This is a genomic window from Agrobacterium sp. RC10-4-1 (genome assembly GCF_014138475.1).
Lineage (GTDB): Bacteria > Pseudomonadota > Alphaproteobacteria > Rhizobiales > Rhizobiaceae > Agrobacterium > Agrobacterium pusense.
Map to the genome: position 1 here is coordinate 485,926 of NZ_JACJIT010000004.1, position 22,602 is coordinate 508,527.

Consider the following 22,602-nt stretch of genomic DNA (forward strand, 5'->3'; position numbering starts at 1 on the left):
GGATTACCTCTTGAATGCTTGAGCAACGATTGTGGAGTTGACAGGGGTTGCTCCCTGCGGCGTTGCGGTCAGCCTGAACGTTGTCTGTGTTCTGCCGCTGGGCGGGTTGAACAGGTACGTCGTGGCGCCGAGGAGCCTTGCAGCGCCCGCCGCCGGTGTCGTTTTCGAGAACACCAGGAAGGTTTCGATGTCGGCGTTGTCGGTGACGTTTCGCAGAGTGAAACTCACGTACTGCTGATCGGTCGACGTTCCAGAAAACACCTTGCCGACCACATCCACCTGAACACGCGGGGAGCCTGCGCCATGTGTCAGAGTGATATCGACGGACCCGTTTCCGGGAAGAATACCGGACTCGGCCGCGGTGATTGCGCCGGGATCGATATTCGAGGTGCCGACAGTCAATGTGCCGATGTAAGCGTTCGATATATCGACATTGCCCAGCACACCAGACAGGGCCGACAACTGGTTGACCCTCACCTCATCGAGATAGAGGACACCGGACTGGAAAACGAACGGCCGCTTTATCGTGGCGTCATCATCGCTGACCATGACGACCTGACCGGCCTTCATGATGATGCGTGTCGGACTCGACGGGTTCGACGGCACGTCCATGAGGAACGATGCCGACCTATAGTTCTCATCGTTGACGGCTGCGGTGATGCCATATCTGGCCGCATAGCCAGACGGAGCGGCAACTGCAGCCCAAGCGATGTTGATCGACGCCGTGTTGCCGCCCAACGCCGCCGTGAGGGTTTCTACCCTTCCTGCTACTGCCTGGGTCTCGCTTACAGCAAGCTGGAGGTCTTGAGTGAATGACGCTCTCGCAGCGCCAAGCTCAACCGATAGTTCATAGACTGCACTACGAGTATCTTTGTAGGCGACAACAGAAAGCTCCATCATACCCGCTATCAGGCCGTCTATGGCGTCCTGTGCGGTTCTGGTGCTGTTGCGGAGCCAGCCAAGGGCATCTTCAATATTCGACAGATCGACCTCTGCGAACACCGTCTGATTGCCTGTGACGTTGGCCGAGGTAACCCACGGCGTGTAGGTCTTGAACCGATCAGGAACCGTGCGGATCGTGGCGCGAGCGTTATAGAAAACGCCCGAGATCACATCCTTGGACGTCTGGTACTCTACGCGCCCAAACTCGTTTACGACTTCCGGAACCTTGCAGGTGTAGACGTCGGTGTAGACCGTTGTCTGGCCGCTTATCCGATACTCGAATATGACTTCTACGATGGTCGGGTCATCGGGCGGATCCCACGAGAAACGCAGCACCGGGGTTTGAAACCCTTCTGCACCCTCGATCATTCCGGTTTCAACCGCGAAGTCTTGCACGGTTGTCAGGACAGACGGATTGATCGGCGGCGTTGGCGGGATGACCACCGGACCGGGGTCAATGTCTCCATCGTCGTAGATATCGGCGCTGGTCTCGGAAAGCTTCAACGTGACGTTAAAACTCTCGTCGCACAGCCAATCTGAGATCATCCAAGTGCGACCGTTACAGACAACCCACTCACCTTCCTGCACCTTCAGGCCAACGCGCAGGCTGACAGGCAAGGTAGCCGTGCCGCCCATGCGGTTCTGACGATAGCGAATGGTCAGAAGGTATTGCGCGATATCCGGGTCGGTGACCTGAAGGAAATCGTTGCTGGTCTGCCGATTACGACCGTCGGCTGCCACATCGGCATTCGAATAGACAGGCTTGAGGCTCTGCGGGTTCCAATTGTCCTCGATCGACAGGAACTGACCGGATAGATGGTTATACCGCTCGAAAGCAGACTTCTTGAACTGGAATTCGCTCGACCGGCCGGTATCGAGATCATCCTTTGTAATTTCAAGAACAGGAATCTGAGGCGCACCAGCGATGACGCCAGACAGGCCACGACGGTTAAGGCCGTAGCCTGCCATAGCGTCCTCAAACTCCTTGAGGATTTCCGTGTGGTCGTCAGCGCCGGTTACCCAGAGGCCGCATTCATACGTTGGCTTCCCCGCCTTGATGGTGTCGCAGACATTCATGGCGACGAAGTAGGTCGCCAGGTCGAGTTGACCGAGCGACTTGCCTTCACCAATCAGCGTGCGGCCTGAGTTCAGCGCCCTGAGGCCAAGCTGATAGTTCAGCCGGTGCACAGCCGGGTTGCGGGTAAAGACCCACGTAGCGGGATCGTTGATGCGCTGCGGGCCAGAGCCGCCGGCAACCGTCGAATCCTTTCGCGGGTCATACTCGCGGAGACCACGCATGACGAATTCGAAATCGGGCTTGCCTTTCTCGAACAATGCGCTGTCATAAAGTCGCTCGACAATCACATAGCACTGGCCAGCATTGACGCTCGTGCTCTTCCAAGTGTTGCCGAGAGACGCGGTGTCAGCAACGAGCTTGGCGTCAACCGGCTGACCCGGGCGGCCATCGTAGAAGCGGATCGAAATCTTGTCGCTGAAGCCGTCAACGCGATAATGCGCAGCCTCACCGCCTACGTTGCCAACCTGGATCAGCGCGCGGCGCTCACCATAGACGAAGCAATAATCGAAGAGACCATCGCACCAGCCGTTGGCCAGCACAAACACCTCGGCATTGTACTTGTTGCCCTGCCCCCACTTTGCGTAATAGGTCCGCTGGCCTTTGGTCTTGCCGTGGCCGTAGAGCGTCTGAACGTCGATATCGCCGCCATACTGTGTTTCACCTTGGACGGCGGTATACGAACGCTTCTTTGGCCTCTTAAGATAGCTGAGGGCAAGACTTGCGCCGAAGGCAAGGGCTCCGCTGATCAGGGTCGCGGCCAGCACAGAGCCGCCGAACAGCGCGCCGGCAATGGCGCCGCCGATCAGTGAAAAAATAGCCATTGACGATTATCCGATGTGAAAGGCGGCGATAACTTCCCCGAGGCCGTAATCCTGCCGGCCGTCCGGTGCTTTTGTGACGAAGCGAGTTCCGAGGCAGATTCCGACATGCTCGGCGCCATCAGCGAGGCGGAGAATGACGAGATCGCCCAGCCGCGCCTCACCGGCCCCCTTAGGAGCTTGTTCAAGCTCGGCCTCGAAGAATGTCACCAGAGACTTGTGTTTGCGCTTCCTGAGCGCTCTCTGAGCGCCTGCGAGGGTCTTGTAGGAGCCGAGATACTTCTTCGCCGTCTCAGCCCCTGTGAGAGCGTCAATCATCGCGCAGCCCAAGAAGAAGCAATCCGCTGTGCCATAGGCATACGGCTTCGCAAGCTCCGCGGTGAGCGTAGCTTCGACAATTCGGAAACGGTTCATGAGTGCTTACCGACCGGGACCGATGACGGCTTCGGTGATCTGAACGTTGCGCAGAACAGCCGTAATCTCGCTCAGGTTCTGCACTCTGACTTCGTCAATATGGAGGACGCCGTCTGAGATAACGAAGGGAGCCTTAATCTGATTGGGGTCAGAAATAGTCTCAGCCTGCTGACGACGGAAATTCCTGATCATCTCTTCGATGTAGTCGACTGTGCCTGCATTGATGCCATCGACGGTGACCAATGGCTGTCCTTCGTGGTCCTTGAAGACACCGACGGAAACATGCTCTGCCTGCTTGTGATGAAAGATCATGCGCTTTCTCCTCAACCTTGCCGTTGGCCCCATTCCTCGGGAATGCTGGCGTTGGTGGCCACATATTCGAGGCCGGTGTCTGTAGGGCTGTTGTCGAATTGCTGTTCTGCAATGGAGCGCTTGACGCCGGTGGAGCCGCGTGCAGAGCGCCCCGGCGGCTGCAGATCGATTTCCATAGTCAAAGTGCGCTCAGAACCGGAGACAGCACCTTTGTTGTAGCGCACTTGGTCGATCTCATAGATGGACGATGCGAGGATGCCCAAAACCTCGTTTGTGTTCGGCACACCGCAGAGGTGAGCGATGATGACCGGCGAGTTCTGGTAGTCGAACTCCTCGATCTTCGCGACCGCGTCGTCTGGATCGGTCACCGGGATATCCGAGAACGTGATGGTGCGCGTCGTGACAGCCGTTCCCACCGCAGACGTCATACTGCCGATGTCCAAGAACCTATTAGGCAGGTAGGTAAGACCGTTGTAAACGTAAGGTCGGCCGCCGCGATGGTAACCAACCGTTTTGCCGGGAAGGTCGAAGCGGATCAGATCGAGACGCGCAATGCGGCCCTTTTCAATCTGCGCTGCGACAACGGGATCAAGGCTCATGAGTGGAAAACCTCAGTTGCGGTGAATGATGTTTCCCGGCTCCCGAGCGACTTTGGAGCCTGAGCGCTGCCGGGATCAATCATCATCAGGCACGCTGGCTTTTCGAGGTGGCCCGTGCATGTCGATGGGAAATTCTGGGTATCGAGCGCATACATGATCTGAACAGCCGCGAAGCCATTTGCATCGGCTACCGTAGGCTCTACGATCCGATGCAGCGACCTGATGAGGACGGTTTTCCTGACCTCGATATAATCTCCGGGGGAGAACACGAATCCCGCCGGCAGGCCGCCGAGATAAAGGGTGTTTGCACTCACGGACTGAAAGAACACCTGGCCGTTGAACGCCCCGCCGCCGGCCTTCGTGCCTGATAGTGGCGCGCCCGTATCCATCGCGATTGGTCGAGGGCGCCAAACGTCATACCCCAGAAACGTCGTGCCTCTGGCGTCAGCCTTCATCATAAAGGCGTCGAATAGGCCAGACTGCTTCGGCAGAAGAGTTCCCGTCGAAAACTTTGCCGTCCAGTAAGGCGTTCCGAACGCCTGAACTTCCGTCCTTCGCCCCTCCATCCTATTTGCAGAAACAGGGCTTACTGGCGTGAAATCGACCTGGCTCCAAGGAATAACCGGGAGCGAAATAGGATCAGCCATCTTGCGCCTGTCCGTTCTGATAGAGGTTACGCTGGTTCTTGTTGTTCTGGGAAACGATCTTCACCGTCTGTCCCTGCGCCTGCTCGAGGATTTGGCCCACAAGTTCGGGTGAAAGGCTCACCAGTACCTCCGACGTGCCACCAAGTTGGCTTGTCGCAGACTGCCCCTTGGTGTGGTCGATAACAGTTTCATCGGGGTGCATCATCGCCCAGAAGCCACCCTTGCCATCGAGGCCACCCGCGCGCGCGCCGGAACCTGTGTAACCACCGCCATCGAAGCTCGGTCGCGCAATCGGAACGGGACCGACAGAAGGAAGCTTTGCAAAGCCACCTGTGCCGCCGCCAAAGATGCTGCTGAACAAGCTGCTAAAAAGACCGCCACCGCCCCCGCCGCTAGTCGACTTGTTGACGGAAAAGATTGCGTCGAGCAAATCGTCCTGAATGCGGCTGATCACCTTATCGAGGGCATTAAGCGCGATATCGGCCCACTCGTCCCAAGTGATTTTGCCATCGTCCATGGCCGAGCGGATGTCATCGAGAACACTACCGACACTATCCTTGTACTCTTCCATAGTATCGATCTGGCGGTCACGGGCCTCTTGCTCGGCGTCGATCTGAGTGATGAGGCTGGCAATCGCCTCCCTTTCCTGATCGGTTGCCGCGGCTCCTGCCTGGCGAATGGCAGCGGCCGATCGCTTGGCTGTTTCCGTGGCCCCGACGAGGCTCAGTTCTTCCTTCAGCTCGTCAATGAGGTCTGAGACTGCCTGACGTTCGCGCTCGTATCTCTTAGCCTCGCTGTTAGCGCTCCGGCTGTTTCGCTTTGCTTCACGCTCTGCTACCAGCTGGTAAAGGCTTTTGGTGTTATTGGCTCGCTCGTTCTGAAGCTGCATTTCATCTTGGAAAGGCGTGCGCTCAAAAGCGTTTAGCGTGTTGAGAGGACCGAGCTGGTCTATGACTGCCTTCGTGCGTTGAGCGTCGATTGCCGCTGCGATGTTGTTGGCCGCCCTGTTCGCCTCATTTGCCACCGAACCCATCGTACCGGCCAAGGTCGCTGCAGTATCATTCGCAGTGCCCAGCAGTTTTTCAAATCGAGAAGCCTCAAGGTATGTCCTCAATGCCTCTTTCTGAACGTCTCGCAGAGAAGGAGGGAGTTTAGCGCCCTCGTCCGCTGCGTCCTTCAGCATGTTTGAGAGGTTCAGGGCAGCGTCGGCCACCGCGCGCGGGCCGTTTGCCCTTTCAAGTTCGTTCAAGGCATTCGTGATCTCATGGGCCTGAATTGCTGTCAGGCCAAATTCGCGGGCAAGATACTGAGTTTCCTGCTGCGCAGCCATGATTGCTTCCCGCGGAAGGAAATTCAGAGTTGCGGTCTGAAACCGGTCTACCGAAGCCTCAATGTCCTGCAGACTAGCTTGGATAGCATCGCTGGCCTGACGCAGCTTGTCGCCATATTCCAGTTCACGAAGCTGCCGAAGTGCTTGATATGCGCGTTGCGCACCCTCTGCCTGTTCTCCAAACCGATCAACAAGATCCTTCGCTGAAAGCGATGCGTTCGAAACCGCCTCTTCGTAAGCTTGCGTGGCGGCTTCAAGAGCCTTGATTTTCTCAGCTAGATCAGCGGCCTCTTCCTGGGTCATTGCCAGATTTGCAACCAGTGGCAGGAGCGCACCCGCTGCGGCGCCAGCAAGAATGCCGACAGGTCCGAGAGCCAAAGCCAAGTCCGGCAACTGAACCGCAATGGCTTGCAGCCAGTCGCCCGTGACGGACGCTTGTTGCGCGACCTGGCTGAGTTGCATCGAAGTCGCGCGCATCTGGCCGTTGGCGTAAGTTGACTGCCTTCCAACAGCCGTGAACCCCTTAGCCATGTTATCGGTGGCTTTGTTGACGCGGCGCTCCGTGCGCTCAGCAGTCGATCCGATGCTATCTAGATCCCGTTCCCCGGCCTTGAGACTACGGGAGTCCGCAGCAAGGACTAGCGTTGCGAAATCAGCCATTCGGTTTTACCTGTCTTGTGGGCAGAATTTGAGCCGCACCGGAGGGGAATATGGATACAAAGACGAAGACGGTAGCAGCAGGCCTATGCGGCGCTGCAATTTTGGCCGCCATCGGGGCCTGGGCGCTTATCGGCCAAGAGCCGCTTACTGAGAGGCAAAAGGCTGAACAAGGCTTTCAAGCCCTGCAAGCCAAAGACGAAGAGATCATGCGAGAACGCTGCAAGGAGCCGTTCGGTCCGAACCTTACAGAACGAGAAGATCGTAACCGAAAGTGGTGTGTTGCTAACGGTCTTCTAGACTAAGACTCGACTCCCGATTGCGTCCGTGCTCCTTTTCTAGCGCCAAGCCAGAAGGGGGAATGCATGGAGTTGCTCGACCGTAACTTTCAACGTGAGATTTTGCAGGGGCTGTCGGAAGTTTATCCGCGATCCGCAGACATACGCGATTTTTATCAGGGCCGGGATGAGCGGCAGGTAAAGTACAACCTTTATTACCTGTGCGAGCACGGACTTGCGACCGCGAAGTGGCAAACGTTTATGGATGGAGAAATCCACGTCATAAACCCACAGATCACGGCGAAGGGCATTGATTTCATCACTGACGACGGCGGTTTATCCGCTATCCTTGGTGTTGTGACAGTCAAGCTTCATGAGGAGACTATAAAGGCACTCCTCATTCAGAAGGTTAGGGATTCCGCCGCTGACGAGACCGTGAAGGCGTCATTGATAGCCAAGATCAAAGCGGCGCCCGCAGAAGTTCTCGGTAAATTAGCTGAGCGGGCTCTGGACTCTGGCCTTGACCAGCTTCCAGATTTGGCAGAATCCCTGAGTAAATGGCTTGGCCTTTGATGCAGCAGACGAACTGAAACCAGACTTCACCGATACCCTGAATGGGCATAGCGAAAGGCTTTCCACCACCTGTTGGATCGCCTTGTGCCTGCTCATGAAGATCAAACGACGCGACAATGGAAGCCTCCTCGCCGGGTCTGATCTTCTCGATCCAGATTTCTTTTGCTAGGGGCAATATCCATCTCCTAAAACAGTTGAGGCGGCCGGAGCCGCCTCGATCTAGTTCATCTTCGGCTTCTTGCCGTCGATAATGAATTCCGTTCCGATCAAACCAAGCTGCTCGATCATCGTAGAAAGAAGATCGGCACCTCTGCGCAAATTTTCTCTGTGCCGATCGGCTTGCTCGGGAACGCATGTTAGGACATAGCAGGGCTCATCTTCCGAAACCGGACCCCATGTATCCACGGCGTCCTTTATCTCGGCTTCGAACCACTCTGCCTCTTTCGCAAAGCCACTCACGAGCATCTTCAGTGTTTCTGTGGCACTCGTGAGGATGGCTTCGTCAATCGGGCAAAGCACGCCTTGGTAGGTTCCTAATGGAAGACTATCAGTGTCGAAACCATCAGGCAGATAGACCATCGCCGTTTTGTTGTCGTTGCTCATCAGCGGCCCCTCTTCGAGGCATCTTTCACGATTTGCCGAATGCACTGCCCGACTGTCCACTTCGGATGTTTCTGCCATATCGGTTTCAACATTCTGTTGGCGTTGGCGTACTCTTCAAGAGCATTGCCATAAGCTTCGTGCTGCTTTCGCCTTTCATCGAAGGCTCGATCCCAATCGTCTTGCGACAGCGTTTCAGTGATCCGGATCGTCTGCGTCTCCCCATCTGGGATGGAAATAGCGCCGTCGATGTTGAACGGAAGCTGATACTCGGCAGTCTCGTACTTTGCCAAAGCGCTTTTCATATGCTTTTTGGCAGAACGATTGATGGCCCGGATCAGTTGGGGATGGCCGACCTGGAATTTCTGATCGTCATCGATCTGATCCCAAATGGCCCGCGCCAACTGTGACTGGATGAAACCCTTGCTGCGAACCTTTGGTTTCTCAAGCTCAGCAAGAACTTCCTTATCAACGATATCAGTGAAATTCGACATTCCGCTTACTCCTTGGCCTGCCATGCCGTAGCGAAAGCGTCGAACCACTTCGACACCTCCCGCATAGCGTTGATGTTGTCAGTGATAATATTTTCCATTGCCGCTGGAACGGATCGTGCCAGTTCCTCAGGCGACGGCAGTGTTGGGACAAGCTCCGATGTGGTCAGAACCTTAGATAGAAAGCTGCGGACCTCACGAGTGCCGAAGATGCGCTCGCGTTCGGCTTTCTCGTCCTCGCTGAGAGGATCAACCGGCACAAACTTGTCGGCTTGAGCATCTTGAGCCTTTGCGTTCTCCAAGCGCTTCAGAGCCGTCGATAACTCCTTCTCCTGAGATGGCGTTACGACGTATCGCTGTACCTCCGGCGTTTCCTTAGCGATGACGGCGGCGGCGGAAACCGATACGGCCCCCTCCTCTACTGCCTTCACCAATTCAGGAACGCCGGTCTTTTGAACCTGCTTGGCTGTGGCAACGCTGCGCGGAGATACGTTGAGCATTTTGGCCGCGTCGTCGCGAGAAACATGCAAATTTGCATCTTTTCCCGGCCTGCCATGTTTCATGGTTTCGAGTTTGCTCGCGACCATTGACCGCTGACTTTCCGTCAGATGCCGTCGTTTCAAGTTCAGGCTGATGACAAATCCAAGCGCATCATTGCCGTTGTACTCCTTGAAGCGCGGCGAGAAACCGAGCATCTGGCAGGCCTTGTAACGGTTCCGGCCATCAAGGATTTTGTTCTCGTAGATGATGATCGGCTCGCGCTGGCCGTTTTTTTCAATGTCCTGCGCAAAGTCGAGAAACGCATCATCGTCCATCATCGGAAACAAGTCAGCCAACGGGTGCGGCTTGAAATCCGCCGGTTTCACATCCTCCGCTTTTTGAAATTCAATAACCATTTGGTCTCCTTCGGCGCTCGGCCGGCCAAGCCAGAAGCGCACTGGTCCGTTCTCACGGAACCAAGCACCGAAGGAGGTCTCAGTGTCCGCGCTTCCCCTTTGGCCAAGGGTATTCAGATTTTCGGATTTCAGGCGAACCCTAACCGCTCATTGCGGAAGTAGATGCCGAGCCCGGAAGATGCTGGCGCTACCTGGGCCGTGAACTTCACGTTCGTGGCTGCATTCCACTCGTCCAGAGCGTGAGCCAATTCCTCGGCAATGCGGTGAACCTTGTCCACGGGAAGCTCCACGACTTCCGGCAGAGGATTTTCAGGAGCGATGGCGAGTGCCGGTGAGCATGCAGCGACGACGAGGCCGCCCTTAATGAAGGTTCTGCGAGATGTTGATTTTTTCGGCGCACCAGTGTTATCATGACTTGTCTGCATGTCGATGATCCTCAGATTGTTGATTATGCCTCAAAGAGCGGGACGGTTTCTCAGGCCGGTGTCCCGCTCTTTTCGTTTTCGGTCACGCCGTAAGCGCGCTTTAGGTGAAAGATCACCTCTGCATTCATTGTTCTCTCGTTCTCTGCCGCCGACACTTTGATCATTTTCCTCAAGCCTTCAGGCAAGCGGACCATCAGTTTGTCGGCGTCTTGCGCCTTTGTCATATAGCCTCCTATGCGTCATAGCACGATGCTTTATAGCGTTATGCTTTATTGCAGTCAATAGCATTTTGCTTTAACGGTGCCGCATGGCCAAAAATGATGTGCAAGTGAATTTCCGCATGCCTGCTGAACTCAAGGCGAAGCTCGAAGAGGCCGCCTTTGAGAACAATCGTTCTTTGACATCCGAGATCGTTGAGCGACTTCAACAAAGCTTCGATCCGCTCATCGTCAATGTGCGAAACGGCGCAGATATGATGGATGAAATAGCGAAGATTGCGGAGAAAGTTGTAAGGACGATTCGAGAGGAAGAACGAAAAGCCGGGTTGCCGCCACTCGAAAACGATCCAGTTAGCAACGAAGACTAACGCGCCTCCCGCTCCAACGGCGGAATGCTCAACGGCTCCTTGCCTGAGTTGAACCCTGACAGATAAGCCGAAGCCATCTTCCGAATAAGCCGGAACTCCCAAGGCTGGAGTGCGAGGTCATTTGCTGCCGCGAAGGCCACCAGCTCTTGCCAGTCTGGCGTGCCGAGGCCCATTCCATTCGATCGGATAGGCCCGAGTTCCTTCAGGGCATCGAGCAGGTATTCCCCCGCGTCCAAATCGGGCATTGGCGGGGTGACGCCTGAGACGAGGTACTTTTGCCCCCGGCTCATCTTTTCATTGGTGATGGTAGATGCCAGCCAGCCGAGTTGCTGGGCAGCTAAGACTAGCTGGCGTTCTCGTTTCCCAGGATAGCCGCACGGTCGGTAGCGAAGTCCCTCACCTGCTCGACAAAGGATTTCTGAGCCCGATTGCCGTTGACGACCTGAAGGTTCAGGAACCACTCGACGTCATCAGGTGCTTTCGCTGCCTTGTTGCCGCGGCTGATGTTCTCGAAGCCGACGACCAGAGGAGCGAAATCCTTCACGAGATCGGCATGGATGGTTTCGACGGTGACAGGCTCGCCGGCCGATCGATCCTCCTTCATGCGCGCGCGCTGGCTTTCGAGGATGGATGTCTGACCCGTTGCGCCCTCGATGCCGAGGATCAGGACGCGGCAAGGTTTGTCGCCGTCATAGAGCAGCTTGCCCGTACCAGGGTGCTTCAGATGGAGCGACCGCGGTTTCTCAGATGCCTTGCGGCTATCGAACTGGTTGAAATCCATCAGGGAGCCTCTGCAACAACGCTGTCATAGTTCGCACGGATGCTGAACGTGTATCCGGCATAGCTGGTGGTGGAACGCTCGTTGCGCTGCCAGTCGTGGCAAATGCCGGTGATGTATTCGACTTCGCCGCTGGCGCCAGGCTCCACGATCTTGAACGAATAGAGGTTATGCGGCCCTTCCTTGGCCGCCGCCTTAACGGCCGCCTGCCCTGCATCGCCCTTGATTTCGCGCATGGAGATGGCGGTTGCCGAGCCGGTCTTGGCGCCCTTGGCGCCCATGATCCAGCCGCTTTCCAGATCCGGCACGTCGATGATGGCGTTGGTGCCGCCAACGGGCCCGATGGACTGGATGCCATTGACCTTGATTGCGCCAGTAGTGAACAACGCCTCATAGCCGGCTTCGTCAAAAGTGGCTGGTGCGCCTGCCTTGAAAAACAGCGTGTGGCCGATGTCAGAAGTAGACATGCCCTGATCCTTTCAGAGTTAGGAAGCTTCGTAGTCTATGATGACTGGCGTTCGCCAATCCGCGTCTTGAGGAAAGCCCTCTTGAATGTTCGGTGGCGCGATGATGACGATCTCGCCGTTGATGATCGGTATGCGCCGCCCCATGGGATAGTAAGCCGCGATCTGATCTGCCTTCGTATTGGCATCTTTGCTTTTGGTGCCGATCTCAGTGACAACCGTAGCCACAATCCTGCCCTTGCTGATCGGGGCTTGTCCCTCAAGGGTGTCATCCCGATTGGAGACCCGCACGATTTCAAACCGGACGTAAGGCTTGGGTGAACGGAACGGAATGTTCGGGAAGGCAACCTTCCACCCGCCCGCTGCGGCGTTAAAGTCCGCGGCAAGGGTCAACTCGATATTCGTCTGGTTCATTTTTCCAGCCTTGCTGCGTTGGCCGTCACGAACTGCGGCCACTGTGCGACTGCTGAGCCGAGGAAGTGCGCGCCAGCCTGTTCGTAGGTCCGTCCCAAGCTATCCGTGCCAGAAAACCCTAGCTCGATCCTTCGGGCATACGGAGCCGTCCACGCGAATTGAGCGATATCACCCAACTCCAACTGAGAGAGCGTGACGACGTAGGAGGTGGCATCTGGAGCGCCAATGGTGCCATTCAAGCCGCTGGCCAGACTGTTCCTAAGGTTTCCGGTGTCGACCGGTATCCTTCCTCCCTTGGCGCGCGGAAGCTGCGCAGCGTCAACGACATCCTGCACCGATTCCGCAAACACGTCCCGCATTTGCATCTTGGTCATATTGGCGAACTGCCGGACCGATGCAGAGAGGGTTTGCTTCACCATTACCTGATGTACCTTATCCTGATGCGCTCGATGCAACGGCACCTGATGGTCTGTTTGGCAGAGGCTCCCAGCGAGGTGTCGCCGGGAAACATCAGCCGAGAACCGTCTGGGGCCACAAATGGCGCCGACAGGCCGGTTACCTTCTGGCCTTCCATCGCCATGTGATCGGGGCGCGTGCGCTTATCGCCGGTGGCGTCCCATGTCCGCTCAATCTGGTCTTCAGATACCGCGCCGCTTTCGAGGAGCTGCTGATAGCCTTCGTGTCGGCCCGCCCGGAGGGCCGTCAGCGTCTCGTTCTCCGCAATCAGGTCAGCACGGAAGCGCAAGGCGCGGGACTTGTGATCGGCCATAAGCGTGGCGATCAATTCAGCCTTCGTGACCTTGACCGTCCGGCGCTTGTTGTAAGCCTCAAGTGCAGCGTCCCAGCCATTCCGCCGCACAGCCTCAACAACAGCCGTATAGCGCTTGTCGCGGAGCTTCATGCCCAGATAGTCAGAAAGCCCCTCACGGTCTCCTGTAAGAAGCGCATTGCGTATCTTGAGCGTCGTTTGTGCCTGGGCGGGCGTAAGGCCGATCAAGCCATTCTCGCGGAGGCCAGTGACCTTGCTTTTCCGCCCCACCAGATCGAGCGCGATGGCCTGCGGTGTCCGGTTCTGCGAAATGCCTTCCACGATTGTCTCGCGGACTGCTTGCCTCACTCCTTCGGTAATGGAGGTGATGAGGTTTGCGACGTGTGATCTTGCCCACAGGTCGGCGCGGTCATGTCTTCCATTGAAGCCAAAAACCGCTGAACCGCCCGAAAAGGGTCTGGTATCTTCGGGAGTGCAGCCAGCGCCGCCACTCCTCCCCTGTAGTAAGCATCAGAGAGCGCGCGGTCCAACGGCTGGAAGAATACAGGATCGACGCGGAGAGCCGCCACAGCAGCTTCTATGTTGCCGTTCTGGATGTGGCCAACCACCGTCTGCAATTGCGCCTGGGAGGTGATCCGGCCGATAGCGTCGAGAAACGCCTTGCGGACCTCAGGCTCCAGCGCGTCAAGGATGGCCTGCACTTCTGATGGAAAAGCCATTAGGCCCTCTAGCTCTTGATGATGGTGTACTTAATCGGTCAAACCGTTCGGTGACAACGGTTCTTGATCTCTGCCTTGTCGTTTTGTCGCCGTGTTTTCTTTGAGATGGCCTTCACCTCATGGCGCCTACCGCGTTTGTCGCCATTTTTTGCGCCGTTGTGCTCTGTTTTCATGCCTCACCCGATTATCCAGCCACCAGCGGCCCAGCCAAGCCTTGCGGCGCATGCGATTAGAAAGCCTATGATCACGCCACGCACGAGGATGCGAGCAGCGATCGATGGCGGCACGTTGTCGTTCAATGGTTATTCCTTGAGGGCCGCGTCGATCATGTCGCGGAAGGTGTTGCCCGGCATGCCCGTCGTCTCCAGACCGGCCTCATGCATGGCTCGGGTGGGTTCGCGCATTGCGTTGATAGCCGCGCGGGCCTCTGGCAAGTACTCATGCCATGCGAACTCCTGCGGCTCCGTTTCCTTGCTGTAGTTCGAGGATGAGAATGGCCTATCGGGGTCAAGCCCGGAGGCGACACAGATTGCCCTAGCCACTCGTTCAATCATCGTTTCAGCCATCTTACCCTGCCTCTATCGCCTGCCTTGGACCTCGTAATAAACCACAATACCAGCCGGTGACAGCGGCTTCAGGTTCTCGATGGCGTAGACATCGCCGCCAGCGACCACCTTATCGCTCTCGGCCAGCGTAATGCTGAGCCCAGCAGTCGAAACATAGATCATTTTGTCCGTCTTGCGGATCAGCGTGCCATCGACCTTGGCGTCGTCATACTCCAGCGTGACCAGCGTACACGGGTAGTCCGTCTCGGTGATCTCTGGATCGTAGTCTGGCCCGGTCTTCACCGCCCGGCGGATTGCTCCGGTCGTGCCGAACTTGGCGATCAGGCGTTCAGCCGTTGCCCTTGCGCGGGCGTAGTTGAAGCTTGCCATTCAGCACCCCACAGACCAGATGCCGATGTACTGCAGGTCTTCATCCTTCAGGAAAGGCGCCAACATGCCATCGACAATGGAAATCAGCGGTGTGATCGAAACAGCCGTGCCATCGCTTTGGGCATTGGCATACTGCACTTCCAGAGACCCGACCTTTTCACGCACAACGGCGCCAGATGCTGAGCCTACCACCGTCAAGCTGCCGGGGCTGGTCGCTTCCTGCCACGCTGCCTGATACGAGGCGTTGATGACGGCGACCGGCACCACATCGGAAGGCAACAGCTTGCCATTCACGATAGCGCCTTCACGCGGCCACTGCCGCTCCTGCGTGGCGTCTACAACTGAACCGAGGAACCGGGAGCCATACACCGCATCGATGTACTGGCTACCACGGTTGCGGAGAACGGCAGGCGCTGGCGCATCGACGGGCAAGGTATAGCCGTGTTCGGCCAGCCAAGTGGAGAACCCGCCATCATCACCATAGCCTGCCATGTCTCGTTACTCCGCCTTCAGGGTTGCGACGTGCGCGGCCTTGTCTTCGTCGGACAGGGCATTGAAGATTTCCGCGTCATCCTTGCGGAGCGACTTCACTTCCTTGCCGTCGGCGTCATAGATGGCCCACCAGCCGCCGCCCTTGTCCTTGGCAACGAATGGCGCCTTCGGGCCAGCCGGGTTGGTGATAGCGGCCTTGTCTTCGTCGGCACTGTCGCCGTCGAGGATGTCATAGCGACCGGCCCAGCCCTTCGGCTCCTCCTTGAGGGTCAGTACATGTCCGACCTCCATTTCCTTGCCGTCTGCACCGTAAATGCCGGTGGAGCTCAGCCCTTCCGGTGCCTTCAAACGAATCTTCATTGGTTCGGCCTCCTTACAGCCGTTGATGATGTTGGCCCCGCCCGAAAGCGAGGCTCATAATCAGGTGTTGGTGCTGTAGAAAACGCCGCTCTTGCCGTTGTAATCCGCGCGGATTTCAAGGCCCATCGCACCCATTTTGAGGAACTGATAGTTCGCCGTCGGGTACAGACGCGGCATCGCCGTGGTGTTCACCGCCATGCCGATCAGCGGGCGAATGAACTCCGCGGAGGGAACGAAACCGAAGAACTCGTTGCCCGAGAGCTTGAAGGTGACCTCGATCTTGTTGATCCGGCGGTTGGTCAACAGGTACTGCAGCAGCGTGCCGCCCTTGAAGCCATTGGCGCCGGAATAAGAGCGGTCGAGGTTGCGGCCGATCTCAGGCGAGACGTAGACGTTCACCTTGCCAGTGATCAGGTTGGCATCGAGTACCGCACCCAGCGTCTGGGTGAAGAACGTGTCGATCGCATCCGAAGTGGTCGATGGCGAAGACAGGTCGATGTTCGCACCGGACGCGCCGATGTTGATCGCCTTGGCCAACGGGTTGCTGCGGATGCCAGTGCCTGAATATCCTTGGAAGACGATGGATGTATCGCCGTTCAGGACATAATCAGCCTGATCCTTCTTGATCTTGGCGTTTGCGGCTTCTTCGTCATCAGCGATGGCGTCGAAGTTTTCCGACTGGAGGGTGTTCCATTCACGCCATTCACGGCCGTAACCGTCCTGGAATATCGGGATCGGCGTGCCGCGGTAGGCGTAGACGACCTTATCCATCGGAACCGGCACCTGCCCAGACATGGATCGGATAACCGGGTTGGAGGAATCCGAGGCCACGCGGGTCATGCTGACCAGCTTGCCGATGTTAATCGGGCGAGCCAGGGCCATCAGGTCACGCATGTAGACTTCGCCTTCGTCGTCGCGAAGAACGCGGCGGGTGATGCTGTCGATATCCATCCACGCATCGCGCGGCAGGACAGCGGCGGCATTCGAGAGCGATGCCATATGCTCTTCCACCTGATGGAAGTGCTCGCGGTTCATGGACACGTCAGCCCACCATTCCGCATGCGGTCGGGAGTTGGCGACGAGCTGTTCGTCAAAGTAGCGCATGTCGTCTTCTCCTTATGCCTGGACCGTGCCGGGCTGAGCCTTGCGGGCTCGTACCAGCTGGTCTGCGCCAGACGTGTTGTTGTAGGCCTCTTCGGCCACCATCTTGACGTTCTGACCAGTCGTCGCGAGAACGAACTTGCCAGAGCCGTTGGTGGTCAGATTGGCGCCGCGGGTGATATTGGTGCCGGTAGGAACGCGGACGTTGAAGAACTGCTCATCGAGCGGCTCCATGCCGACGATGCGGTCATTCGCGGGCCATGCGTCGTCAACGCCCTTCATCGCGAGGTAGTTATCCTGCGCGATGTAGATTTTGCCTGCAGCGTTCGCGCCAGCCTGGGCGAAGCTGGAGCCGGATTCCACGAGAGCTGTGCCGGGAAGGATAGCAGCAGCGCAGATGCGCTCCTGAACCTGCGGCAGGACCTCGGAAACAGGGCCGGCGTAGATCTTGTTATAGCGGGCCATGGATTAGTCTCCCTTCGGAAGCTTGAAGGCTGGCTTTTCGTTGCCTGCGCCCTTGAATGCGGAGTTGAGGCCGGTTGCCTTGGCGACTTCAGCCTTGGGCGCCAGTTCCTTGAGCGCGTTCAGCGTCAGTTCCTTGGCGACGGGTTCGGTGAGGAGGTTCGCCTTCACGACCTTCTCGACCAGTTCAGCCTTTTCGGCGTCTTCCTTGGCCTTCTGGTTGGCAACAAGTTCGGCGTTTGCGTCGAGCACCGGCTTGAGAGCCGCCGTCACCGCGTTTCCGATCGTGTCACCGATTTTGGCCATACCTTCCGAGAGGGTCTTGACCTCATCGGAAAGCGCCTTGAACTGCTCATCAGAGACAGGCATGTCGTCTTCCTTTCGATTGGTTGAGGGTTCCCGCTCGGAAAAGCCAAGGGCTTCCAGTATCGCGGCTTTCATTCGATCCAGAACGCCGGCTTTCTGCCGACGGTCGAGAGCACGGGCGAGATGTTCCACTGCCCAATCCAGGTCACGATCCGCATCATCGACGGCGGAGTTAATGACCTCGATTTCTTCTTGCTCGCCTTTGGAGTTGACCATCATGCCGACGCCTTGCTCAGGTGTAGCCGCGCCATCCTCATCAAGAAGGATTGCGTCATGGTCGAACTCGATCTCGCGAGCGATATTCTTGTACGGCACATCGCCGTTTGCAGCCTCAAGGAGAGCGAAGAGGCCCGTTGAGGTATGGACAGGCTCGCCCTTCTCGATCGCGTTCAGGACGCGCTTGCCACCCTCTGAGCGGCTTGCCGTCTCCACGTCGATCACCTTGTCGAGGAACACCCGGCCATTCTCTCGGCGCAAGTTCTCATTCCAAGCACCGATCCAGCCGAGGTTGATGCCCTCCGGGTCTTTCGCAGAGACAAACTTGCCGTTGATGGTCGGATGGCCAAGTGGCGCGGGCGTGCGCTCCAGACCGGCGAAGCTCTTCTCGATCTCGTCGGCCGGGTACATGATCCCGTTCATCACAATGTTGTCGGGCAGGGTTGCGCTGGGCACGATCACCACATCACGACCGTTGCGCTTTTCTTTGCGCACCGATTTCGTGTTGGCGACCGAGCGAACATTCACTCGGACGTGGGGCATGATTGGTTATTCCTCTTCCGTGGGAGGCGTGGTCGGAGGGTTGCCGAGCGCTGCCTGCGTCTCGTCGTCGCTCTCGTCCCGATATTTTTCAGTATCCGTCAACGGCTCGTAGCCGACGGCAGCGCGGATCTCGTCGTCAGTGAAGACGTAAGTCGAGTTGCCCATTTTCTGGTTTGTGTCTGCCATCTTATTGGCTCGGTCCACCTTCTCTGACATCGAGCTTTCCGTCAGGTCGGCTTGGTCGATGAACCAGTCCTTCTCCGGCAGGATGCCCCATGTCACCAGTCTGGTGACAAGCTCCATGACGTTCGGGTGGGTGATGTTTGCCCGCCGCGCCATGTTGGTCTGGTTCCACTCGTCAGAGTCCTCAGTCGAGGCGCGCTCGCCAGTCTGGTTGCCGACCAGTATCTTCAACGGAATGCCGACCGAGGCAGCGAAAGACTGAAGCGGCGCCGACCAGAAATGCTCCGGGCTGGGCAGCGTGACGCCGAGTGTCTTGGCCTGCATGCCCTGCAGCATCAGCATCTGGTCGAACCCCTTCTGGAAGTCGGCCACCTGCTCATTCATTTTGTCGGCAATGTCCTGGACAGTGACGCCCATGGCCTTTGCCATCTCGGCAATCTTCACATCCGCTGGCATTTCCAGCACGGGTGCGCTTTTGGCGTTTTTCCAAAACCCCTCACCGCCAGCGCCCTTGATCTTCTCAAGGTCGATCAGGTCGTTATAACCCGGCTCCAGCAGAGAGCGTCCGTTTACCGTGCCATCTTCCGACCAAATCAGCACCCGGTCAGGATGGATGCGCAGGTTCCGCTTGTTCGGGTTATCGTCGGCAACATTCGCCTCGTTGAACTCGTACATAGTCGGCTCGCCGTAGGTTTCCGACGTCGTGTCCGTGTTCCAATCCGACACCTTCAACTGGCCAGCCCAAACCGGGTCAATGCGATAGAGGCCTTTGAGACCTCCACCCACGAGGTCAACGGGCTGGTCGAACCTTTTCCCGTCCCTCAGCCTCAGGATGACGCCGGAGTAGCCGCCAACCATTGCCTTCCGGTCTGCTTCAGCCAGCTTGGCCCACAGACGCATGGAGGCGAACTTGAGGCGGATTTCCTTCTCTAGTTCCGTTTCCTTGCTCTTGCCCTTCTGTGAGCCGTCACGCTCCTGTTCGAGCAGGTATGGCGTGTCCTGCCATGTCTTGAGGGCAGTTTTGTCTACTGCGGCCGTCGCAATGCCGTTGCGTCGATACATCCGGTAGAGCAGTTCGAACGTCAGAGCCTCGGGATAGCCGAAGTCCTTGTTGTAATCATGCTTCTGGCCTGGAAAGAAGCCGGGGAACATAGCGCCAAGCTGGCGCACTGCTCGGTTCGCCAGCGTCACAACATTGTTCATCGGTGCCTCTTATCGGTGACGTGATGTCAGGAACATGGCGACGCCGGAGCTTGCGATGTTCACGTTATCGGCCGCGATCAGTGCGTCAGCCAGGTTATGCGATTTGACGCCCAGATCCTTCTTGAGCTTCACCTTGGGCACGACACGCTTCTTGCCTTCCGTCTCGACCCACCAAGGCACACAGAGTTCCGTGAAGAGCGCGTCCAGCTTTTCCTTGCCCATGGACGACGAGAACGACAGAACGTCCTCAGTGCGTATTGCCTGCCCTCTGGTGACGGCGTTGAACGTCAGCATGGCGCGCCGGGCTGTGTTGGCCCATGCCTGCGCTTTCAGGTTCAGATACTCGTGTTTGTTGAGCGGGCTGTTGCCGTTCAGCGTGTCGCTCGGTTCATCCGGGTCCATGACCGCGCCGCCGGCATGGAAAGCGAAGTGCTCCACGCTGGCGCCGTTCTCTTCGTTCTGCTCATCGATGTAGCCGCCGACGAAAGCGCCAACGCCGATGGTGTCGTACGATACCGTCGCGCCTGCATGCTTCGCCTTCGCCCAAACCCGCTTGGCATTCTGCACCAGTTGATCCTTGCCAGACGACCAGTCTTCAGCATCTGTGAAAATGCCATCGATCTTATCGACAGTCGCGCTCTTGTCCTCGCCGTCGTCGGCGGGGTCAAAGCCGATGATGTTTCGGCCTGTAAGCTCGATCTTGAGCACCTTGTGAGCATCCACGCAGGCATCCAGCCAGCGCCGCTTGAAGATGGATAGCTCGCTGTCACCAAGCGGGACGCCGCCATAGATGTGTTCGAACGTCTCTTTGTCGCGCGCCTGCATTGCCGCGATATCACGCTTTGCCTTCTCCGACAGGAAAGGGTTCTCGGTGTAGTTGATCTGGTGCACCACGCAGTGAGGTGGCGTGTTAATGACGAAGTTCTTCCAGACGTAATCCGTGACCATCTTCGGATTGAAGAGTAGGATTGCCAGGCTGTCTTCCTTACGGATCGTCGGGCCGATAACCAGCCATTGATCCTCTGTCAGCTTCTCCGCTTCTTCCACCCAGAGGATATCTACGTCGGACGTGCCCTTGATGTCCTCAAGGTTTCGCTCGATCCCGTAGAAGATGAACTCCGAGCCGGTTGCCCGGTGGATGATCGTTGTCTTCTGGATCTCGTAGGCATCTGTAAGACCGAGATGAGCGATCGCCCATTTCAATTCGGTGTAGACCGATTCCTGAATACGGTTCTGAAAGCGCCGGATGCAAAGAACACGCATCCTAACGCCGACGTGGTTTACCAGCCGAACCAACTGGCAGGCTGTGTCTCGCGTCTTCGAGCTTGAGCGGCCACCGTGGAGAACGGCGATGTCATTCTCCCCGAAGAATACCTGCTCCCAGAAGTCGAATAGCGCCGGGTTGGTAAGCGTGGCGGCGGCAATTAGTCCTTCGTCTCTTGCCGCAGAACCTCTCGCCATGTCCTCGTCTCTGTCTGTATGGGGCCACCCTCGGGGCCGGAGTGCTCATGGCGCTCTACGAACATGCCCAGGTGCTTGCCTATGTCGACAAGAGCGCCCTTCTTGTCGTGAAGTTTGATCTTGATACCGCCCGTTGCGTTCTGGCTGATCTCAGCGATGGCGCCGGCCGTGTCGTCGTCTATCTCGTCACTCGAAATAAGCTGGACGTTGTTCGTCACCACATTCTTGATGACCAGCACGTCTCCCCCGTCGGGGTTGTCCTCTTCGGTGACCAACGTTCCTTGCCATCTGATGGCCTTACGGATGTCTGCAAAGCCGATCTTCGCAAGCTCTGCTAGAACACGCTCCTTGGTGATGGCGAGCTTCTCTACGGCCTTCTCTGTGGCTCTGCGCTCTACTATTTGCTCCCATTCCAAAAGCTCGGACACGCGTTGTCGAATGCTGTCATTCTGCTGTAAGCGCGAAGCATTGCCGCGATCAGGCTTGAACCCCGCCTTCTGGTACGCCTCATCCGCTGTAAGTCCCTTTGCCAACCCTTGCGCGAATGTCTCGTGCCGTGCATTCTTGAGTACTGGCATGGGTAACCTTGGGGGATGGGATGAACGGTTTCACCGAAGACAAAATTGCCGCCGAACTTAATCGGCGCGGCGATAGCATTAAAAAGCGCGACGAAGCCTATCAGGAGGCATTGCACCAGGAGTATCTGAGCGAATGCGACACCGTCTGCTTACATTGCGGTACCCCGGTTAAGTCATACTTGGTCACCGACCCAGAAAACCCACTTTGCGACACATGCATGGATTACTGACGCTCTTGCTCGGTGGTGGTCATGGGGTCAGTAGCCACGCGCCGGGTTGTCGCAATAGCCGTCACGATCATAGTGGCGGCTGCGCTCAACTGGGGCCGACGCTTGCTGCATGTAGGCCACCGTCATTGCATATCGTGGGTCGGTCTTCATCCGTTCGTCGTGGCGATCTGCGATGTCCTTCAATGTTTCCATCAGGGTTGCCATCGCTCTCTCCATGTGGGCGGGTGAATGGGGTTAGGCGGCGACGGCAGGGTTAAGCAGCACCACCGCATAGGCCAGCTTGCATGCGATATGGATGTACTGATCCGTATTGTAGCCGAACCGGCCCTTGCATTTGGCGTAATCGGTTGCCCAATGGATGATCAGTTCCAGCGAGAACAAGAACCAGTTGCCGGTGATGATCTGCACAGCCGTCGCATGGATCAGCGCATGCCCGAACAATGCCAGCGGCCAGATGCGCTCACCCGGCACCAGATCAAGCGTTGCGTTCTTCGCCTTGCTCATCCAGTCGCCTTGAAGGGCGTAGTCGAGCAGGAAGTGCGCCGCGATCATGTAGACCAGCATCTCGAGAATATGCATCGTGGCTCCTGAAACGTATTCAGCCCCACCTTGTTACGGGCGGGGCTGGTGAAATGTATCGGGCGCACCATAATCGGCCCCGAAGGGGTGGCAGCCTACCTGG

General features: G+C 57.3%; 34 protein-coding genes. 4 read left to right on the forward strand and 30 right to left on the reverse strand.

Features of this window, described 5'->3' with window-relative positions; genetic code table 11:
• Window positions 1-3: 3 nt before the first annotated feature.
• Genes FHW77_RS14025 through FHW77_RS14050 form a run of 6 tightly spaced genes read right to left on the reverse strand, consistent with a single transcriptional unit; the run spans window position 4 to window position 6,800 of the window.
• The gene (locus FHW77_RS14025; RefSeq protein ID WP_182590512.1) at window positions 4-2,841 is read right to left on the reverse strand and encodes a phage tail protein; all 2,838 of its coding nucleotides are present in this window, start codon (window positions 2,839-2,841) and stop codon (window positions 4-6) included.
• A gap of 6 nt (window positions 2,842-2,847) precedes the next feature.
• A complete protein-coding gene (locus tag FHW77_RS14030) occupies window positions 2,848-3,252 on the reverse strand; it encodes a DUF6950 family protein (RefSeq protein ID WP_182590513.1) in 405 nt (134 codons plus the stop codon).
• Window positions 3,253-3,258: 6 nt separating this feature from the next.
• Window positions 3,259-3,564, reverse strand: a complete 306-nt coding sequence (locus FHW77_RS14035) for a hypothetical protein (RefSeq protein ID WP_182590514.1) — start codon at window positions 3,562-3,564, stop codon at window positions 3,259-3,261.
• 11 nt (window positions 3,565-3,575) lie between these two features.
• Window positions 3,576-4,163 (reverse strand): DUF2163 domain-containing protein, encoded by a 588-nt coding sequence (locus tag FHW77_RS14040; protein WP_182590515.1) that lies wholly within the window; start codon window positions 4,161-4,163, stop codon window positions 3,576-3,578.
• A complete protein-coding gene (locus FHW77_RS14045) occupies window positions 4,160-4,810 on the reverse strand; it encodes a hypothetical protein (protein WP_182590516.1) in 651 nt (216 codons plus the stop codon). The genes FHW77_RS14040 and FHW77_RS14045 overlap by 4 nt, the downstream gene beginning before the upstream one ends.
• The gene (locus FHW77_RS14050) at window positions 4,803-6,800 is read right to left on the reverse strand and encodes a coiled-coil domain-containing protein (protein WP_182590517.1); all 1,998 of its coding nucleotides are present in this window, start codon (window positions 6,798-6,800) and stop codon (window positions 4,803-4,805) included. The genes FHW77_RS14045 and FHW77_RS14050 overlap by 8 nt, the downstream gene beginning before the upstream one ends.
• A gap of 50 nt (window positions 6,801-6,850) precedes the next feature.
• On the opposite strand from FHW77_RS14050, the gene FHW77_RS14055 reads away from it, so the two are divergent.
• Window positions 6,851-7,102: a hypothetical protein gene (locus FHW77_RS14055; RefSeq protein ID WP_182590518.1), complete on the forward strand. Its 252-nt coding sequence runs from the start codon at window positions 6,851-6,853 to the stop codon at window positions 7,100-7,102.
• Between the two features lie 60 nt (window positions 7,103-7,162).
• Window positions 7,163-7,648 (forward strand): hypothetical protein, encoded by a 486-nt coding sequence (locus FHW77_RS14060; RefSeq protein WP_182590519.1) that lies wholly within the window; start codon window positions 7,163-7,165, stop codon window positions 7,646-7,648.
• 219 nt (window positions 7,649-7,867) lie between these two features.
• On the opposite strand, the gene FHW77_RS14065 is transcribed toward FHW77_RS14060, so the two are convergent.
• The 5 genes from FHW77_RS14065 to FHW77_RS14085 form a co-directional block, all read right to left on the reverse strand.
• Window positions 7,868-8,251: a hypothetical protein gene (locus tag FHW77_RS14065; protein ID WP_182590520.1), complete on the reverse strand. Its 384-nt coding sequence runs from the start codon at window positions 8,249-8,251 to the stop codon at window positions 7,868-7,870.
• The gene (locus tag FHW77_RS14070) at window positions 8,251-8,742 is read right to left on the reverse strand and encodes a hypothetical protein (protein ID WP_182590521.1); all 492 of its coding nucleotides are present in this window, start codon (window positions 8,740-8,742) and stop codon (window positions 8,251-8,253) included. The genes FHW77_RS14065 and FHW77_RS14070 overlap by 1 nt, the downstream gene beginning before the upstream one ends.
• A 5-nt stretch (window positions 8,743-8,747) precedes the next feature.
• Entirely contained in the window at window positions 8,748-9,635 is an 888-nt protein-coding gene (locus FHW77_RS14075) for a ParB/RepB/Spo0J family partition protein (RefSeq protein WP_182590522.1), read from the reverse strand.
• Between the two features lie 128 nt (window positions 9,636-9,763).
• Window positions 9,764-10,060 (reverse strand): hypothetical protein, encoded by a 297-nt coding sequence (locus FHW77_RS14080; RefSeq protein WP_182590523.1) that lies wholly within the window; start codon window positions 10,058-10,060, stop codon window positions 9,764-9,766.
• 50 nt (window positions 10,061-10,110) lie between these two features.
• Window positions 10,111-10,284 carry an Arc family DNA-binding protein gene (locus FHW77_RS14085; protein ID WP_182590524.1) on the reverse strand — a complete coding sequence of 58 codons (174 nt, stop codon included), beginning with the start codon at window positions 10,282-10,284 and terminating at the stop codon, window positions 10,111-10,113.
• An 83-nt stretch (window positions 10,285-10,367) separates the two neighbouring features.
• On the opposite strand from FHW77_RS14085, the gene FHW77_RS14090 reads away from it, so the two are divergent.
• Complete coding sequence (locus FHW77_RS14090) at window positions 10,368-10,646, forward strand: Arc family DNA-binding protein (protein WP_182590525.1); 279 nt, start codon at window positions 10,368-10,370, stop codon at window positions 10,644-10,646.
• Here the strand turns inward: FHW77_RS14090 and FHW77_RS14095 are convergent.
• The 17 genes from FHW77_RS14095 to FHW77_RS14175 form a co-directional block, all read right to left on the reverse strand.
• On the reverse strand, window positions 10,643-10,891 hold the full coding sequence (locus tag FHW77_RS14095; protein ID WP_182590526.1) for a hypothetical protein: 249 nt from the start codon (window positions 10,889-10,891) through the stop codon (window positions 10,643-10,645). The two genes, FHW77_RS14090 and FHW77_RS14095, sit on opposite strands and share 4 nt — an antisense overlap.
• A 98-nt stretch (window positions 10,892-10,989) precedes the next feature.
• Window positions 10,990-11,427 carry a hypothetical protein gene (locus FHW77_RS14100; RefSeq protein WP_182590527.1) on the reverse strand — a complete coding sequence of 146 codons (438 nt, stop codon included), beginning with the start codon at window positions 11,425-11,427 and terminating at the stop codon, window positions 10,990-10,992.
• Window positions 11,427-11,891 carry a hypothetical protein gene (locus FHW77_RS14105; RefSeq protein WP_112637606.1) on the reverse strand — a complete coding sequence of 155 codons (465 nt, stop codon included), beginning with the start codon at window positions 11,889-11,891 and terminating at the stop codon, window positions 11,427-11,429. The genes FHW77_RS14100 and FHW77_RS14105 overlap by 1 nt, the downstream gene beginning before the upstream one ends.
• A gap of 18 nt (window positions 11,892-11,909) precedes the next feature.
• Window positions 11,910-12,302: a phage tail terminator-like protein gene (locus tag FHW77_RS14110; protein ID WP_182590528.1), complete on the reverse strand. Its 393-nt coding sequence runs from the start codon at window positions 12,300-12,302 to the stop codon at window positions 11,910-11,912.
• A complete protein-coding gene (locus FHW77_RS14115; RefSeq protein ID WP_182590529.1) occupies window positions 12,299-12,721 on the reverse strand; it encodes an HK97 gp10 family phage protein in 423 nt (140 codons plus the stop codon). The genes FHW77_RS14110 and FHW77_RS14115 overlap by 4 nt, the downstream gene beginning before the upstream one ends.
• A complete protein-coding gene (locus FHW77_RS26980) occupies window positions 12,721-13,392 on the reverse strand; it encodes a phage minor head protein (protein WP_182590530.1) in 672 nt (223 codons plus the stop codon). The genes FHW77_RS14115 and FHW77_RS26980 overlap by 1 nt, the downstream gene beginning before the upstream one ends.
• A gap of 23 nt (window positions 13,393-13,415) precedes the next feature.
• The gene (locus FHW77_RS14125) at window positions 13,416-13,790 is read right to left on the reverse strand and encodes a hypothetical protein (RefSeq protein ID WP_182590531.1); all 375 of its coding nucleotides are present in this window, start codon (window positions 13,788-13,790) and stop codon (window positions 13,416-13,418) included.
• A gap of 302 nt (window positions 13,791-14,092) precedes the next feature.
• Window positions 14,093-14,356 carry a hypothetical protein gene (locus tag FHW77_RS14130; protein WP_182590532.1) on the reverse strand — a complete coding sequence of 88 codons (264 nt, stop codon included), beginning with the start codon at window positions 14,354-14,356 and terminating at the stop codon, window positions 14,093-14,095.
• A gap of 12 nt (window positions 14,357-14,368) precedes the next feature.
• Window positions 14,369-14,725, reverse strand: coding sequence for a hypothetical protein (locus FHW77_RS14135; protein WP_182590533.1), 357 nt, complete (start codon window positions 14,723-14,725; stop codon window positions 14,369-14,371).
• Window positions 14,726-15,217, reverse strand: coding sequence for a DnaT-like ssDNA-binding protein (locus tag FHW77_RS14140; protein WP_182590534.1), 492 nt, complete (start codon window positions 15,215-15,217; stop codon window positions 14,726-14,728).
• Between the two features lie 6 nt (window positions 15,218-15,223).
• Entirely contained in the window at window positions 15,224-15,577 is a 354-nt protein-coding gene (locus FHW77_RS14145; protein WP_182590535.1) for a hypothetical protein, read from the reverse strand.
• Window positions 15,578-15,637: 60 nt separating this feature from the next.
• Window positions 15,638-16,681, reverse strand: coding sequence for a major capsid protein (locus FHW77_RS14150; RefSeq protein WP_182590536.1), 1,044 nt, complete (start codon window positions 16,679-16,681; stop codon window positions 15,638-15,640).
• 12 nt (window positions 16,682-16,693) lie between these two features.
• Window positions 16,694-17,143 (reverse strand): hypothetical protein, encoded by a 450-nt coding sequence (locus FHW77_RS14155; RefSeq protein ID WP_112416384.1) that lies wholly within the window; start codon window positions 17,141-17,143, stop codon window positions 16,694-16,696.
• A 3-nt stretch (window positions 17,144-17,146) separates the two neighbouring features.
• Window positions 17,147-18,265, reverse strand: coding sequence for a hypothetical protein (locus tag FHW77_RS14160; protein ID WP_182590537.1), 1,119 nt, complete (start codon window positions 18,263-18,265; stop codon window positions 17,147-17,149).
• A gap of 6 nt (window positions 18,266-18,271) precedes the next feature.
• Window positions 18,272-19,651, reverse strand: a complete 1,380-nt coding sequence (locus tag FHW77_RS14165) for an anti-CBASS protein Acb1 family protein (protein ID WP_182590538.1) — start codon at window positions 19,649-19,651, stop codon at window positions 18,272-18,274.
• Between the two features lie 9 nt (window positions 19,652-19,660).
• On the reverse strand, window positions 19,661-21,112 hold the full coding sequence (locus FHW77_RS14170; RefSeq protein WP_182590539.1) for a PBSX family phage terminase large subunit: 1,452 nt from the start codon (window positions 21,110-21,112) through the stop codon (window positions 19,661-19,663).
• Entirely contained in the window at window positions 21,076-21,690 is a 615-nt protein-coding gene (locus tag FHW77_RS14175) for a terminase small subunit (protein WP_182590540.1), read from the reverse strand. The genes FHW77_RS14170 and FHW77_RS14175 overlap by 37 nt, the downstream gene beginning before the upstream one ends.
• A gap of 20 nt (window positions 21,691-21,710) precedes the next feature.
• On the opposite strand from FHW77_RS14175, the gene FHW77_RS14180 reads away from it, so the two are divergent.
• Window positions 21,711-21,920, forward strand: coding sequence for a hypothetical protein (locus FHW77_RS14180; RefSeq protein ID WP_182590541.1), 210 nt, complete (start codon window positions 21,711-21,713; stop codon window positions 21,918-21,920).
• A gap of 27 nt (window positions 21,921-21,947) precedes the next feature.
• Here the strand turns inward: FHW77_RS14180 and FHW77_RS14185 are convergent, their stop codons facing one another.
• Together FHW77_RS14185 and FHW77_RS14190 are read right to left on the reverse strand one after the other, a co-directional pair.
• Entirely contained in the window at window positions 21,948-22,124 is a 177-nt protein-coding gene (locus tag FHW77_RS14185) for a hypothetical protein (RefSeq protein WP_182590542.1), read from the reverse strand.
• A gap of 30 nt (window positions 22,125-22,154) precedes the next feature.
• Entirely contained in the window at window positions 22,155-22,499 is a 345-nt protein-coding gene (locus FHW77_RS14190; RefSeq protein WP_177319324.1) for a DUF3307 domain-containing protein, read from the reverse strand.
• Window positions 22,500-22,602: the final 103 nt, after the last annotated feature.